Genomic DNA, 15,596 nt, shown 5'->3' with positions numbered 1-15,596 from the left:
CCGTTCACGGTAACACAAAATATAATTCTTGGCAGTGAACCGACGAAGTTTGGCATGACCAACCTCAAAAAAGCAGAACGAGAAGTGCAAGAACTGTCAGACAAATATGGTTTACGAGTGGATGCCACTGCAAAAATACGTGATATATCGGTTGGCATGCAGCAACGTGTTGAAATTCTGAAAACGCTGTATCGTGGTGCTGAGGTGTTAATATTTGATGAACCCACAGCGGTTTTGACGCCACAGGAGATCACGGAATTAATGGAGATTATGAATTCTCTTATTGCGGAAGGCAAGTCTATTATTCTGATTACACATAAACTGAAAGAAATTATGGAAATCAGTGAACGATGTACAGTTATCCGAAAGGGAAAAGGAATTGATACAGTCAATGTGGCTAATACAACAGTGACCGAATTGGCCTCTTTAATGGTTGGAAGGAATATCAGCTTTGAAACCGAAAAACAGCCTGCCCAGCCTCAGCATACGGTGCTGGACGTTCAGAACCTGGTGGTGAAAGACAGCCGAAAAGTCGACATGGTTAAAGGAATGGAGCTTCAAGTGCGGGCTGGAGAGATTGTCGGGATTGCAGGTGTAGACGGAAACGGTCAGTCCGAATTAATTGAAGCAATCACCGGACTGCAAAAGGCCGAGTCAGGGTCCATTTCATTAAATGATAAAGATATTACGAACCTGCCGCCAAGGAAAGTCACCGAAAGCGGAGTAGGGCACATCCCGCAAGACCGCCACAAATACGGTCTGGTGCTAGATTATACGGTTGGTGAAAATATGGTGCTGCAAACCTACTATCAACAACCATATTCAAAATACAAGACACTGAATTTCAAAGAGATTTATAGAAAAGCAAATGAACTGATAGAGGAGTATGACGTCCGAACCCCAAGTGCTTATACGAAGGCACGAGCATTGTCCGGCGGTAACCAGCAGAAAGCAATTATTGGACGGGAAGTGGACAGGTCCCCGGATTTGCTAATCGCTGCCCAGCCAACAAGAGGATTGGACGTTGGAGCGATAGAATTTATTCATAACCGATTGATTGAAGAGCGGGATAAGGGTAAAGCGGTTCTTCTGGTATCCTTTGAACTCGATGAGATACTGGACGTAAGTGACCGGATTGCTGTCATGTTTGACGGAAAAAATGTCGCTGAAGTTCGTCCTGAAGAGACTGACGAAAATGAACTTGGTCTCTTGATGGCAGGAAGCAGCAAAGCGAAGGCAGGTGACGAGTGATGAATTCCAATAAGTTATTTAATATACTAGTACCGCTTATATCGGTGTTTATCGGTTTATTGGCCGGTGCACTCATTATGCTCGGTTTCGGGTACAATCCGATAACTGGCTATGGTGCTCTATGGAACGGTGCCTTTGGAGATTTGTACTATTTTGGCGAAACCATCCGGCAAGTGACGCCTTATATTTTGACTGGTCTTGCAGTTGCCTTTGCTTTCAGAACCGGGCTGTTCAACATTGGTGCTGAAGGGCAGGTTATCGTGGGCTGGCTTGCTGCTGTATGGATCGGCACGACAATTGACGCGCCGATGTATATCCACTTGCCACTGGCACTCTTTGCGGCTGCTGCTGCTGGTGCATTATGGGGATTTATCCCGGGCCTTCTCAAGGCAACCAGAGGGGTTCACGAAGTTATTATAACCATTATGCTGAATTATACTGCGTTGTATTCTGCTAATGCCATTGTCCGGAACGTTCTTTCCGATAATGAGGACAAAACACCTGATGTTGCAGGAACGGCTTCACTGGCATCGGAATGGTTTGAGAATATGACATACTTTTCCCGCATGCATTACGGTATATTTATTGCTTTATTTGCAGCCGTTATTATGTGGTTCCTTATCGAACGGACGACGATTGGATATGAGCTGCGATCGGTTGGCTTTAATCAGCACGCCTCAAAATATGCCGGTATGAGTGCGAAACGCAATATTATTTTATCCATGGTTATTGCCGGAGCTTTTGCTGGATTGGCTGGATCGATGGAAGGTCTTGGCACATTTGGCTATATGTCCGTGCAATCCGGATTTAACAATTTAGGTTTTGACGGTATTGCAGTCGCTCTTTTGGGTGCTAACACTGCATTAGGTGTTGTATTGGCTGCTTTTTTGTTTGGCACATTGAAAGTCGGGGCACTGAACATGCCGACGGAAGCTGGTGTACCAACGGAGCTGGTGGATATCATTATCGCATTAATTATTTTCTTTGTAGCATCTAGCTATATTATCCGTTGGGTTATACTTCGCTTTAAAAAGGAGGATAAATAAATGGGAATTGTAGATCTCTTACAGTCAATTATTCCACCGGCATTATTTTTTTCAGCCCCTTTAATATTTACAGCTTTAGGCGGAGTGTTCAGTGAACGATCAGGTGTTGTAAATATTGGCCTGGAAGGGTTAATGGTCATGGGGGCATTTGTTGGTATTATATTTAACCTGACTTTCGGTGATGCATTGGGTGTCTGGGCGCCATGGCTATCGATAATTGCTGCAATGATTGTATCAGCTATTTTCTCTGTTATTCACGCGGTTGCTGCAGTGTCATTTCGGGCGGACCAGGTTGTGAGCGGTGTAGCCATCAACTTCCTGGCTCTGGGGCTTGGTGTATTCCTCACGAAGCAATGGTATGGCAAAGGCCAGACAGATATGGTATCCCACCAGTTTTTCACTGTGGATATACCGCTTCTTTCTAAAATACCAGCAATCGGTGAAATATTTTTCCAGGGCGTCTACTGGACATCTTATATAGCGATTATTCTGGCCTTTGTCGCCTGGTTCGTCCTTTATAAAACCCCGTTTGGTCTGCGGCTCCGTTCTGTTGGGGAACATCCAATGGCGGCTGATACGAATGGAATCGGTGTTTACAAAATGCGCTATATTGCCGTTATTCTCTCCGGTGCGCTTGGAGGTTTGGGCGGTTCTGTCTTCGCGCTGACCATTGCGCTAAATTTTTCGCATGCGACCATTGTTGGACAAGGATTTATGTCACTGGCCGCAGTCATTTTTGGAAAATGGCATCCATTAGGGGCAATGGGAGCTGCTTTGTTTTTCGGTTTTGCCCAAAGTCTCAGTGTCATTAGCGGTGGTGTCCCTGTTCTGGAGGACGTACCGCAAGTATTCCTGCTGATTGCACCGTATGTACTGACCATTCTGGCTCTTGCCGGCTTTATCGGCCGGGCGGAAGCGCCACGGGCAAATGGTGAACCGTATATTAAAGGAACAAGATAATAGTACTTCTAACTGGCCTGAGCTGCATGGATAAGCGGCTCAGGCTTTTTGTTTTCCTATCCGGCATCTTGGTTTCATTATGAATTACTGGTGTTAAGCCAAGCTTTCTGACTATAATATAAACAAATAGGCGCATACTACACTGTGTGTACATTTTATTACATATGCAAGGGAGGCACTTCGATGACCAAGACGCTGGAAACAGTCATTCGCGGAAAAGGAGCCGATATACACCTGGTTCCGGGCAAGAAATTCAAAACAGTCAGCATTACGGCAAAATGGAAGGCACCCCTATCTAGGGATACGATAACTAAACGGGCATTGCTTCCATATGTCCTGCAGCAGGGAACGGCTTCCTATCCGGACAGAAGCTCCATTCAGGCCAAGCTTGATGAGTTATATGGGGCTGTTTTATCGGTGGATGGATCCAAAAAAGGAAATAACCATATTATGACCATCCGCCTGGAAACAGCTAATCAGAAATTCATATCGGATGAATCGTCCATTATGGATGATTCAATCAGCTTATTAAAAGAAATTATTTTTCATCCCGTCAATGAAAATGATGCATTTCTCTCATCCATTGTGAATAGGGAGAAAGATACATTGCGTCGGAAAATGAGCAGTATCCTGGATGATAAGATGCGTTACGCCAACATGCGTCTTATAGATGAAATGTGCAGCGACGAACGTTACAGCCTGCATATTCATGGTTATGAAGAAGATTTGGAGACAATCACACCAGAAAATCTGTATGCTTATTACCGGTCTGTTCTGAAAAATGATCAGCTTGACATCTATGTGTCAGGTGACTTTGACAGTGCGGTCATGGAGGGAAAAATAAAACAGGCACTTGGGCGTGACCAGGAACCAGCGGAAGTTTCGGCAGAACCGGATAAAGGAAAAGACCTGAAGCAGCCTGATGTAATAGTGGAAACCCAGGCTGTCCAGCAGGCCAAGCTCCACTTCGGCTACCGGACGAATATAACCTATGCGGACGATGACTATGGTGCAATGCATGTGTTTAATGGTTTGTTTGGCGGTTTTCCAAGTTCCAAACTATTCATAAACGTACGTGAAAAACACAGCCTGGCTTATTATGCCGCATCACGATTGGAAAGTCATAAAGGACTCTTGTTTGTTTTCAGCGGCATTGCTCCTGATGATTATGAGCAAGCAAGGGAGATTATTGAAGAGCAGCTGAAGGCAATGAAAAACGGTGATTTTACAGAGGAAGAAATGAATGATACCAAGGCGCTAATCATTAATCAGCTTCTGGAAACGATGGATGATACAAAAGGACTGATTGAGCTGCTTTATCAGCAGGTTGTGGCCGATACGGACAGGTCACCTTATCAGCTAATAGAAGACATTAAAAATGTCCGTAAAGAAGAAGTGATTCATGCAGCGAACAAATGTGAGCTGGACACGATTTATCTGCTTACCAGTAAGGGGGGCGATTCGGATGAATAAGTTAGCGTATGACATGATTGAAGAAGTTATTTATAAGGAGGAATTTGCCAACGGGTTATGCGTATATTTGCTTCCAAAACCCGAAATGGCCAAAACATACGGTATCTTTTCAACCGATTATGGTTCCATCGATCAAACATTTGTACCAATCGGCCAAACAGAAAAGATTACTGTTCCGGAAGGGGTCGCCCATTTCCTTGAACACAAAATGTTTGAAAAAGAAGATCGGGACGTATTTGCTGATTTCGGTAAACAGGGTGCTTCGGCAAATGCTTATACATCGTTCACCAAAACAGCCTATTTATTCGCAGCCACAGACCAAATAAATAAAAATGTGGAAACATTGCTCGATTTTGTACAGAATCCTTATTTTTCCGAACAATCGGTTGAAAAAGAAAAGGGGATTATTGCACAGGAAATCGAAATGTACAATGACCAGCCTGAATGGCAGTCGTTTATGGGGGCGCTGCAAAGTCTGTTCCATGAGCATCCTGTAAAGATAGACATTGCCGGGACAGTTGATTCCATCCGTACAATTACAAAGGACGATCTATATACGTGTTACCATACGTTCTATCATCCAGGCAATATGACCCTGTTCATTGCTGGGAATTTTGAAGCCGAAAAGATGATGGAACTGATCCGCAACAATCAGGAAGCGAAAAACTTTGCCGAAATGTCGGAAGTGGAACGGAAATATCCTCAGGAGCCTGCGACAGTGGCTCAGAAAGAAAATAAAATTACCATGTCTGTCTCGGTCCCGAAATGTACGATTGGCATTAAGGAATCTGCAGTTGAGCTCAGTGGTGATGCCTTTCTGGAGAAGGATTTGCTGCAAAGCATGGTTCTTGATTTTTATTTTTCAAAGGGCGGCCCTTTTTACCGGGAATTGTATGAACAACAGTTGATTGACGAAAGTTTTCATTTTGAAACAAATCTGGAGAAAAACTTCGGGTACTCTCTGATAGGCGGGAATACGGCTGATCCGGACCAGTTTGCTGAAAAGACAGTCCAGCTGCTGCAATCAACCAATAAAAAGTCATTTACGGCTGAGGAAGTTGACCGCATGAAAAAGAAAAAAATTGGACAGCTGCTGCGTGCGATGAATTCGCTGGAGTTCATTGCTAATAAATATATACACTATGATACGGTTGGTGTCGACCTGTTCCGTGTTATTCCTGCTATCCAGTCGCTGACGGCCGAGCAGTTTAACGATTTTGTCCAGGACTGGATCGATGAAGAACGGATTGCTGTATGCAAAATTGTAAATGAATAGGGGATTACATGGGGAGAAACATTTTGATTATTGGTGCAAGCGGAGATATTGGCAGCGCTATTTATAAGCAGCTTGCCGCTGAAGGTGATCAGCTGATTTTGCATTACCATCAGAATAAATCGGCACTGGATGCGGGTCTGGATCAGGAGTCCATCTTGAAGGAAATACAGGCTGACCTCAGTACGGAAGATGGGCTGAGCCACTTTTTGAAACAGCTCACACTTCCCGTTGATGCTGTTGTCTTTGCAAGCGGAAATGCGCATTATGGGCTTTTCCAGGACACGGATGAGACGATCATGGACAGTATGCTGACATTGCATGTGAAAGCGCCATGGCTAATTACCAGACACATCCTTCCCCAAATGATTACCCGGAAGAAGGGGAAGATTATAGTTATCACTTCCATCTGGGGTGAAGTTGGCGCGAGTAATGAAGTGGTGTATTCGTCTGTCAAAGGGGCGCAAAACAGTTTTGTTAAAGCACTGGCTAAAGAAGTGGCGCCATCCGGGATTTCAGTCAATGCGGTAAGTCCGGGATTTATTGATACGAAAATGAATGGGCATCTCCAGGCAGATGAGAAGGAAATGATTATACAAGACATTCCGGCTAGCCGGGCCGGCACTGTCGAGGATGTCGCACATACGGTCAGCTTTCTGATGAGTGACAAATCCGGATATATTAACGGGGAGATGATTCACGTAACAGGTGGCTGGCAGTCCTGAACGGTATGTATAATCAGGCCAATAAGTCAAATACTAAACGTGCAACAATTAAAAAGGAGGCAGATTTGGATGTCTGTTCTTGATAATTTTGACACATGGAAAGACTTTTTGGCCAGCAGACTTGAACAAGCGCAATCGCAAGGAATGGGACAGCAGACAATATCGAATATGGCGTACGAAGTCGGTGACTATTTGGCCAATAGCACAGACGCCAAGAATAGCGAAGAAGCTGTACTCCAGGAAATCTGGACCGCTGCATCCAACGATGAACGCCAGGCGATTGCCAATGCCATGGTCAAACTCGTGCAGAACCAGGGAAACACAAACTAAGATATCTTACGATAAAGAAGCTGTCAGCTGCACAGCTTCTTTATTTTTTCACCAATCTCCTTTTCACAATGCCTAAAATACTTTATTATAGTATTATGGATATGATATTAATCGAAAAGAATGTTTTGAGGAGCTAATCATGGAAAAGACAGAATGGTACCTTGAATACGAAATCCAATATAACCGTCCGGGGTTGCTGGGCGACATATCCTCACTTCTGGGAATGCTCTCCATTAACATTAAATCAATTAATGGTGTCGAGAATTCAAGACGGGGCATGTTGCTTTTATCCAGGACAGAAGAACAAATAATCCGGCTGAAATCAATTCTTGAGACAATGGACACGATAAGAGTGACGAAAATACGCAAGCCTAAATTGCGTGATACACTGGCTGTCCGCCACGGAAGGTATATTCAAAGTGATGTGGATGATCGGAAGACGTTCCGCTTTGTCCGGAACGAACTTGGAATTCTGGTTGACTTTATGGCTGAACTGTTCAAAAAAGAAGGCCATAAATTGATTGGCATACGCGGGATGCCACGTGTTGGGAAGACAGAGTCAGTCGTAGCAGCAAGCGTCTGCGCGAATAAGCGCTGGCTGTTTGTCTCGAGTACCCTGCTTAAACAAACCATCCGGAACGAGCTGATTAAAGGCGAATACAGCAGTGATAATTTATACATTATTGACGGCATTGTATCAACCCGGCAAGCCAATGAACAGCACTGGGGACTGATCCGGGAGATTATGCAGCTGCCGGCTGTCAAAGTTGTTGAGCATCCTGATATGTTTGTACAGCTGACTGAATATAAATTGAGCGATTTTGACTATATTATTGAACTTCGCAGTGATGAGAGTGAAGAAATTACATATGAGCCAGTTGAGCAGAACCAATTCAGCCAGGGCGACGGCTTTACAATGTTTGATTTTTAAAATGGATGGTGTTATTCATGGAAATTGGCGAAAGACTGAAGGAAGCCAGAGAAGCGAGAGACCTTTCGCTCGATCGGCTGCAGGAAACGACAAAAATACAAAAAAGGTACCTGGAAGCGATTGAACGAGGGAATTTCGATATTTTGCCCGGCAAATTTTATGCGCGGGCATTCATCAAGGAGTATGCCGCGGCAGTTGGTTTAGACGCAAAAGAGCTGCTGGAGGAACATAAAGAAGAAATACCGCAGACGGAAGAGGATAATTCATCACAGTATACGTACATCCATCGTTCCAGGAAAGATAACAATCCGGCGAAACGTGCTTCCGTTTTTTCATTGATACCGACGGTGATTGTTGTCTTGCTGATAATTGGCATCTTGGCAGTCTTCTGGTTCTTTGCCCAGGATACGCCGGAAGAGAGCAATACCGAACCAGAAGAGCCGCAGGAAGATAATGCGATTATCCGTGATTCTGGAAGCAGTAAAGAAGAAAGTGGACAAGACCAGGGTGAAAATGGAGCAGAGTCGGACGGAAATGACAGCAATGCAGCAGATCAGGGACAGCAGGATGAAGAAAACGATTCGTCAGTCGACGAAGAAACGAATAGTTCTCAACCTGAGCTTGTTGTCGAAGAAACCGGTTCAGGAGCACCTCCGGAATCAACCCTCACACTTAAAAACGCAAGTGATGATGTATCTGTTTCGATTGATGTGATGGGTGATTCGTGGCTGGCAGTTGAAAAAGGTGATGAGGAATCTCTCTACTCAGGTATGGTCTCAGTTGACGACGCTCCGATTGAATTTGAGCTAACGGACGCTGATCGAGTATGGTTTAATGTTGGAAGTGCTCCAAATCTGGATATAACTATTGATGGTGTCAAGCTTGACTATCCGATTGATGCCGAGAATGAAGTCTATCAGCATCTTTGGATTAACATTGACAGATCAGAGGAGCAGTCAGATTAAACTGCCGCCATTCTGAGACCCTTCCTAAGGTGAACAGGGAAGGGTTTTATCACGCAGGAGGAATTTATTGTGAATTTACCGAACAAGTTGACGCTTTCACGTATATTTTTAATACCGGTTTTTATTTTGTTGCTTAGTATCCCTTTCGATTGGGGAGAGTGGATGATTGGTGAAAATGTGCTGCCTGGATCCCATCTTGCCGCGGCGGTTTTATTTATTATCGCGGCGGCAACTGATTGGGTTGATGGCCATTATGCACGGAAATATAACCTGGTGACAAATCTGGGGAAGTTTTTAGACCCGCTTGCAGATAAACTGCTTGTTGCCTCGGCTCTGATTTTGCTCGTTGAAATGGGCATCGCACCAGGCTGGATAGTGATCGTTATCATCAGCAGGGAATTTGCTGTGACGGGATTACGTCTGGTAGCCGCTGGTGAAGGTATCGTATTGGCTGCGGGCAGCATGGGGAAAATAAAAACTGCCACACAAATGATTGCAATAGCTGTCCTGTTGCTTCATAATTTTCCATTCGCTTATGCAGGCTTTCCATTTGGGATGATAATGCTGTATGCAGCACTGTTCTTTACGGTGCTGTCAGGCTACGAGTATTTTGTTAAAAATTGGCATGTAATGAGGGATTCCAAATAATGACAAAAACAATCAGTACGGAAATCATTGCAGTAGGAACAGAGTTGCTGCTTGGACAAATTGCGGATACGAATGCACAGTGGATATCGGAAAAACTGGCCGCAGCTGGAATAAATGTTCATCACCATGCTGTTGTCGGTGATAATCTTCAGCGTGTGGAACAGCAATTTCGAGTTTCAAACAAAAGATCAGATATTATCATCGTTACAGGCGGGCTGGGCCCCACGGAAGATGATTTAACACGAGAGGCTTTCCAGAAGCTGGCCGGTATCGAAATGGTCGAACATGGACCATCCATGGAGAAAATTAAGACCCACTTTGCTGAAAAAGAGGTCAATATGACGCCGAATAACCGTAAACAGGCACGCGTATTTGCCGGAGCGGACGTTCTTGAGAATCATACGGGTATGGCCCCTGGAATGATTGTTTCATATGGGGAAAAAACGTGGGTTTTCCTCCCTGGTGTACCACGGGAGATGAAGCGGATGATGGCCGACAGTGTTCTGCCATACATCCGGCGTCTGACAGGCGAAGATAAGATGATCAAATCGGTTATGCTCCGGTTCATAGGTATTGGTGAATCCCGGCTTGAACATGAATTGCAGGATTTGATCAGGCAGCAGACGAATCCGACTATAGCTCCGCTTGCCCAAAATGAGGGAATAGCCATTCGGCTGACGGCCAAGGCTTCGACAGATGAGGAGGCGGTTGCCCTGATAAAGCGGACAAAACGGGACATTCTTGACAGGGTTGGAGAATATTATTATGGCACTGATGAGCAATCATTGGAAGAACGGGTCCTGAACCTGCTGAAGGACCAGGGCAAAACCGCAGCAGCAGCCGAAAGCCTAACGGGCGGTATGTTTACGGAAAAAATGATTGCTGTACCTGGTGCTTCGGAAGTATGCCGCGGCGGAATCGTCTGTTATGATGCAAGTGTGAAGGAAAATGTGCTGCATGTACCTTCCCAGCTGCTCAAACAGCATGGCGCAGTCAGTGAGGCATGTGCCCAAGCAATGGCTGCCAATGTCTGTTCCCAAATGGATGCGGATATCGGTATCAGCTTTACCGGTGTTGCGGGTCCGGACAGTTCAGAAGGTCACCCGGCAGGTACGGTATTCATTGCAATCCATGACAAATCCGGAGAGCAGCAGGTGGAAAAACATAATTTTTACGGTGATCGCAATACGATCCGCAAACAATCAGTGTTAAAGGGTTATGAACTTTTATATAATTTGTTAAAATAGAATTATTGGCCGGAATAGAAGCGGAAAATTTTATTTTATCGCATTCTGTCCGGTCAAATTCGCTTTTTTCCTGTCAAAATGACGTAAAAATACGGGAACACTCATTCGTTTCTTTCTTGGCAAATTGATAAAAAAGGCGTATGATGTAACTAGTTCATTAAAGGAGGTAAACTCGTTGGGAGATAGAAAACAAGCTTTGGATATGGCTCTGAAGCAAATTGAAAAACAATTTGGCAAAGGGTCCATCATGAAACTGGGAGATCAGGAAGGGCAAAAAATTGCAAGCATTCCGAGCGGTTCACTCGCACTGGATGTGGCACTTGGAATTGGTGGCTACCCAAGAGGGCGTGTCGTTGAAATTTACGGGCCGGAATCTTCCGGTAAAACAACTGTTGCGCTCCATGCTATTGCTGAAGCACAGCAGCAGGGTGGACAGGCTGCTTTTATCGATGCTGAGCACGCACTTGATCCGACGTATGCACGGGCACTTGGGGTAGATATTGAGGAATTGCTCTTATCGCAGCCGGATACCGGTGAGCAGGCACTGGAGATTGCGGAGGCACTGGTCCGCAGTGGAGCTGTCGACATTATTGTTGTCGACTCAGTTGCAGCACTGGTACCGAAAGCGGAAATAGAAGGTGAAATGGGAGATTCACACGTCGGGCTGCAGGCTCGTCTGATGTCACAGGCATTAAGAAAATTGTCCGGTGCCATCAACAAGTCAAATACAACGGCCATATTCATCAACCAGATCAGGGAAAAAGTCGGCGTTATGTTTGGCAATCCGGAAACAACTCCTGGCGGCCGTGCACTTAAATTCTATTCATCTGTCAGACTCGAAGTCCGTCGTGCCGAAACACTGAAACAAGGCAATGATATGGTAGGAAATAAAGCAAGATTGAAAGTGGTTAAAAATAAAATGGCCCCTCCATTTAAACAGGCAGAGGTCGATATCATGTATGGGGAAGGAATTTCCAAAGAAGGAGAAATTCTTGATATCGGATCAGAACTGGATATTGTTACTAAAAGTGGTGCTTGGTATTCCTATAATAGCGAACGGCTAGGCCAGGGACGGGAAAATGCGAAACAGTTCCTGAAAGAAAATGAGAATATCAAACTTGAAATCCATCATGCAATCCGCAAACACTATAAACTGGACGATACGCCGGAAGAAGAGCCAGACGAACAAAACCAGGAAAGCCTGGACGTTTAAGACTGACTCCAGCTGAATACATTCGTTTCCAAAGTCCTTTGCTGGCATCCGCCGGCGAAGGACTTTTTAGCACTTATGAAGTCTTACTGCATAAGTTCGCCGGGGCTTGATGATAAACTAAGCCTTCGAATTAATTTCTTATAATTGTCATGATTCCTTGACATTGGTTATAGGTGCAATTAAAATTAACTTGTATAATTTTATAGTTTATTATACACTAAATTATTTATTATTGAACATTGTACATGCCGACAATAATGAATCAATTGTACAACTTTATAGCAATAGGAGGTGAAATCATGGATAGTCCCTTTATCATCTCCATTTTGCTTGCCGTAATCCTGATCGTCGGTATTGTTGTTGGTTATTTGATTCGCCGTTCAATTGCAGAGGCTAAAATTTCCAGTGCGGAAAATTTGGCAAAACAGATAGTTGATGAAGCTCATCGGAATGCAGATGCTACCAAGAAGGAAGCCCTGCTAGAGGCAAAAGATGAAAATCATAAACTTCGTCAGGAGACTGAAGATGAGCTCCGAGAGCGCCGGATGGAAGTGCAAAAGCAGGAAAATCGCCTGATGCAAAAAGAAGAAAGTCTGGACAAAAAGAGTGAAACGCTTGATAAGCGAGAACTTACGCTGGAGGGAAAAGAAGAATCATTAACAGAAAAACAACAACAAATTGAAGAAATGGAAAGCAAAGTGGAAGCAATGCTTAACGAGCAGCAAACAGAGCTTGAACGCATTTCAGGTTATACGACTGACCAGGCAAAACAGGTTATTTTGGACCGTGTGGAGCAGGAGGTCAGCCATGAATCGGCATTGATGATTAAAGAGGCTGAGAACCGTGCGAAGGAAGAAGCTGATAAGAAAGCGAAAAGCATTCTTTCACTGGCCCTGCAGCGCTGTGCTGCAGACCATGTTGCCGAAACGACTGTATCGGTTGTCAACCTTCCAAATGATGAAATGAAGGGTCGGATTATTGGCCGTGAAGGACGCAACATCCGGACACTGGAAACACTGACCGGTATCGACCTGATCATTGACGACACACCGGAAGCGGTAGTTCTGTCAGGGTTCGATCCGATCCGCCGCGAAATTGCTCGCATGGCACTGGAACGGCTTGTCCAGGACGGACGGATTCACCCGGCAAGAATTGAGGAAATGGTTGATAAGGCCAGACGTGATGTCGACGACTATATACGTGAGATCGGTGAAGAGACAACGTTCGAGGTTGGGATTCACGGATTGCACCCGGACCTTGTCAAGATTCTCGGCCGTCTGAAATATCGTACAAGCTATGGTCAAAATGTATTAAAACATTCCACCGAGGTAGCTTATCTATCCGGCCTGCTTGCTGCGGAATTAGGTGAAGATGAGACATTGGCAAGAAGAGCCGGCCTGCTTCACGACATTGGCAAGGCCATTGATCATGAAGTAGAGGGAAGCCATGTTGAAATTGGCAAGGAACTTGGAATGAAGTATAAAGAACACGAAGTTGTTATCAACTCAATTGCTTCACACCATGGTGACGAAGAGGCAACTTCCATCATTTCGGTTCTGGTTGCTGCAGCAGATGCGTTGTCAGCCGCCAGACCCGGAGCCAGAAGTGAAACATTGGAAAACTACATTAAACGGCTTGAGAAGCTGGAAGAGATCTCAGAATCATTTGCAGGTGTGGAGAAATCTTTTGCCATCCAAGCTGGAAGAGAAATCCGGATCATGGTCAAACCGGATGAAATTGATGATATTGATTCCGCCCGGATTGCACGTGACATTCGCAAGCAAATTGAAGGCGAACTTGATTACCCTGGCCACATCAAAGTGACAGTTATTCGAGAAACACGCTCAGTAGAGTATGCTAAATAAATTAAAAAAGTAAAGGTGCCCTGCAGCTGGGTGCTCGAACCAGACAAAGCAGAAGCGGTCCATTTGGCCGCTTCTGCTTTACTTTACAATGCAATTACAATGTGCAACACTGAAGTTACATAATAAGTTAGGATGAAGCTTAATGAAAATTCTATTTATCGGTGACGTAGCCGGTTCGCCGGGAAGAGATATGCTGCAGGCTTACTTGCCCAAATTGAAAGAAAAGTATCGTCCGAATTTGATCATTGTCAATGGGGAGAATGCTGCAGCCGGCAAGGGAATTACGCAAAAAATTTACAAACAATTTCAGCAGTGGGGTGCTCATGTCATTACAATGGGTAATCACACATGGGATAAAAAGGAAATATTCGAGTTTATTGATGATGCCAAAAATATGATCCGGCCGGCTAATTTTCCGGAAGGGACGCCGGGGAAAGGCATTACGTTTGTTAATATAAATGGAACGGAAGCTGCCGTCATCAATGCGCAGGGGCGCACATTTCTGCCTGCAATAGATGATCCATTCAAAAAATTGGATGAACTGATTGAAATCGCTAAGAAACGCACAAACATTATTTTTGTCGATTTTCATGCGGAAGCAACGAGTGAAAAGCAGGCAATGGGCTGGTATCTGGACGGAAAAGTTAGTGCTGTGGCCGGAACCCATACACATACACAGACCGCGGACGAGCGCATATTGCCCAATGGAACCGCTTATATAACGGATGTTGGCATGACCGGTCCTTATGATGCCATATTGGGGATGGATAAAGAAGCAGTCATGAAAAAATTTCTCACAAGTCTGCCAGTACGCTTTGAAATTGATAAGGATGGGCGAAACCAGTTGAACGGAATGGTGGTTACCGTGAATGAAAAGTCTGGAAAAGCTTCCACAATTGAACGAATTATGATCAATGATGATCACCCTTTTGACAGCTGACTATTTGAAAGTTTCGAATAATTGATGCATAATTAAGGTAATAAGCTAAGATCTCCAAGAATATAGTAGCATTAGAACTACAATAGTAAATGAAGGGGGTACCAGCAGTGGAAGTATTAAAAGTTTCAGCTAAATCAAATCCAAATTCAGTAGCAGGTGCACTTGCAAACGTCCTACGGGAAAGAGGGTCAGCGGAGATACAGGCAATCGGTGCCGGTGCATTGAACCAGGCGGTTAAGGCGGTAGCAATCTCAAGGGGGTTTGTCGCTCCGAGCGGTGTTGATTTAATTTGTATACCGGCATTTACCGATATTATGATTGAGGAAGAAGAACGGACAGCCATTAAGCTGATTGTAGAACCGAGATAACCGAGATAATCTTAAATTATAATTATGGTAATTTCAGTGTTGTGCAACCGCGCAGCACTTTTTTATTGGATATAGAAAGTTCTATTAAAAGTTATAATTTTTACCCGAATTTAAGGGGGCTTAATGAACAATAATATGATGCGTTATAATTTTGCATTGCTTATTATACTTTTTCCCTTTACTACATAGAAGACTATCAACAAATTCCAGATCTTCGAGAACGGTCAAAAAAATATTTAACGGCCGATGAGTATGAAAACCTTTCCAACAATCGTGTGTTTGGAAAAACTAAAAAGGCTGCAAAAAATCAGGAAGCCTCTATTCACGTACAAAAGGTTGTGTTTCTGGATAAACAGCTGGA

At 44.4% G+C, this 15,596-nt stretch carries 15 protein-coding genes; all 15 read left to right on the top strand.

The annotated features are described in order from the left end of the window. Positions 1 to 1,251 (top strand): ABC transporter ATP-binding protein (locus ACFSUO_RS02655; protein WP_382390819.1); only part of this gene is annotated, 1,251 nt, incomplete at its 5' end. Then, complete coding sequence (locus ACFSUO_RS02650) at positions 1,251 to 2,297, top strand: ABC transporter permease (protein ID WP_382390817.1); 1,047 nt, start codon at positions 1,251 to 1,253, stop codon at positions 2,295 to 2,297. The genes ACFSUO_RS02655 and ACFSUO_RS02650, both read left to right, overlap by 1 nt. Continuing rightward, a complete protein-coding gene (locus tag ACFSUO_RS02645; protein ID WP_382390815.1) occupies positions 2,298 to 3,257 on the top strand; it encodes an ABC transporter permease in 960 nt (319 codons plus the stop codon). It abuts the gene before it with no gap. 183 nt (positions 3,258 to 3,440) lie between these two features. Further along, positions 3,441 to 4,730, top strand: coding sequence for an EF-P 5-aminopentanol modification-associated protein YfmF (yfmF, locus tag ACFSUO_RS02640; protein ID WP_382390813.1), 1,290 nt, complete (start codon positions 3,441 to 3,443; stop codon positions 4,728 to 4,730). Further along, on the top strand, positions 4,723 to 6,006 hold the full coding sequence (gene yfmH, locus ACFSUO_RS02635) for an EF-P 5-aminopentanol modification-associated protein YfmH (protein WP_382390811.1): 1,284 nt from the start codon (positions 4,723 to 4,725) through the stop codon (positions 6,004 to 6,006). The genes yfmF and yfmH overlap by 8 nt, the downstream gene beginning before the upstream one ends. An 8-nt stretch (positions 6,007 to 6,014) precedes the next feature. After that, positions 6,015 to 6,728 carry an elongation factor P 5-aminopentanone reductase gene (ymfI, locus tag ACFSUO_RS02630; RefSeq protein ID WP_382390809.1) on the top strand — a complete coding sequence of 238 codons (714 nt, stop codon included), beginning with the start codon at positions 6,015 to 6,017 and terminating at the stop codon, positions 6,726 to 6,728. Positions 6,729 to 6,797: 69 nt separating this feature from the next. Next, positions 6,798 to 7,058, top strand: coding sequence for a DUF3243 domain-containing protein (locus tag ACFSUO_RS02625; protein WP_382390807.1), 261 nt, complete (start codon positions 6,798 to 6,800; stop codon positions 7,056 to 7,058). Between the two features lie 139 nt (positions 7,059 to 7,197). Further along, a complete protein-coding gene (locus ACFSUO_RS02620) occupies positions 7,198 to 7,989 on the top strand; it encodes a DUF3388 domain-containing protein (RefSeq protein ID WP_382390805.1) in 792 nt (263 codons plus the stop codon). Positions 7,990 to 8,006: 17 nt separating this feature from the next. Further along, entirely contained in the window at positions 8,007 to 8,954 is a 948-nt protein-coding gene (locus ACFSUO_RS02615) for a helix-turn-helix domain-containing protein (RefSeq protein WP_382390803.1), read from the top strand. A 69-nt stretch (positions 8,955 to 9,023) separates the two neighbouring features. After that, positions 9,024 to 9,602, top strand: a complete 579-nt coding sequence (gene pgsA, locus ACFSUO_RS02610; protein ID WP_382390801.1) for a CDP-diacylglycerol--glycerol-3-phosphate 3-phosphatidyltransferase — start codon at positions 9,024 to 9,026, stop codon at positions 9,600 to 9,602. After that, entirely contained in the window at positions 9,602 to 10,849 is a 1,248-nt protein-coding gene (locus ACFSUO_RS02605) for a competence/damage-inducible protein A (RefSeq protein WP_382390799.1), read from the top strand. Before pgsA ends, ACFSUO_RS02605 begins: the two co-directional genes overlap by 1 nt. Before the next feature lie 175 nt (positions 10,850 to 11,024). Further along, the gene (gene recA, locus ACFSUO_RS02600) at positions 11,025 to 12,062 is read left to right on the top strand and encodes a recombinase RecA (RefSeq protein WP_382390797.1); all 1,038 of its coding nucleotides are present in this window, start codon (positions 11,025 to 11,027) and stop codon (positions 12,060 to 12,062) included. A gap of 299 nt (positions 12,063 to 12,361) precedes the next feature. Beyond that, positions 12,362 to 13,927 carry a ribonuclease Y gene (gene rny, locus ACFSUO_RS02595; RefSeq protein WP_382390795.1) on the top strand — a complete coding sequence of 522 codons (1,566 nt, stop codon included), beginning with the start codon at positions 12,362 to 12,364 and terminating at the stop codon, positions 13,925 to 13,927. 142 nt (positions 13,928 to 14,069) lie between these two features. After that, complete coding sequence (locus ACFSUO_RS02590) at positions 14,070 to 14,867, top strand: TIGR00282 family metallophosphoesterase (RefSeq protein WP_382390793.1); 798 nt, start codon at positions 14,070 to 14,072, stop codon at positions 14,865 to 14,867. A 107-nt stretch (positions 14,868 to 14,974) separates the two neighbouring features. Continuing rightward, a complete protein-coding gene (locus ACFSUO_RS02585; protein ID WP_129674070.1) occupies positions 14,975 to 15,235 on the top strand; it encodes a stage V sporulation protein S in 261 nt (86 codons plus the stop codon). Positions 15,236 to 15,596: the final 361 nt, after the last annotated feature.

Origin of the sequence: Lentibacillus juripiscarius, assembly GCF_042685205.1 — a bacterium.
In the GTDB taxonomy this organism is placed as follows: Bacteria; Bacillota; Bacilli; order Bacillales; family Amphibacillaceae; genus Lentibacillus; species Lentibacillus juripiscarius.
Note: the sequence above shows the minus strand (reverse complement) of the source record. Positions and strands in the feature narration are given on the sequence as shown.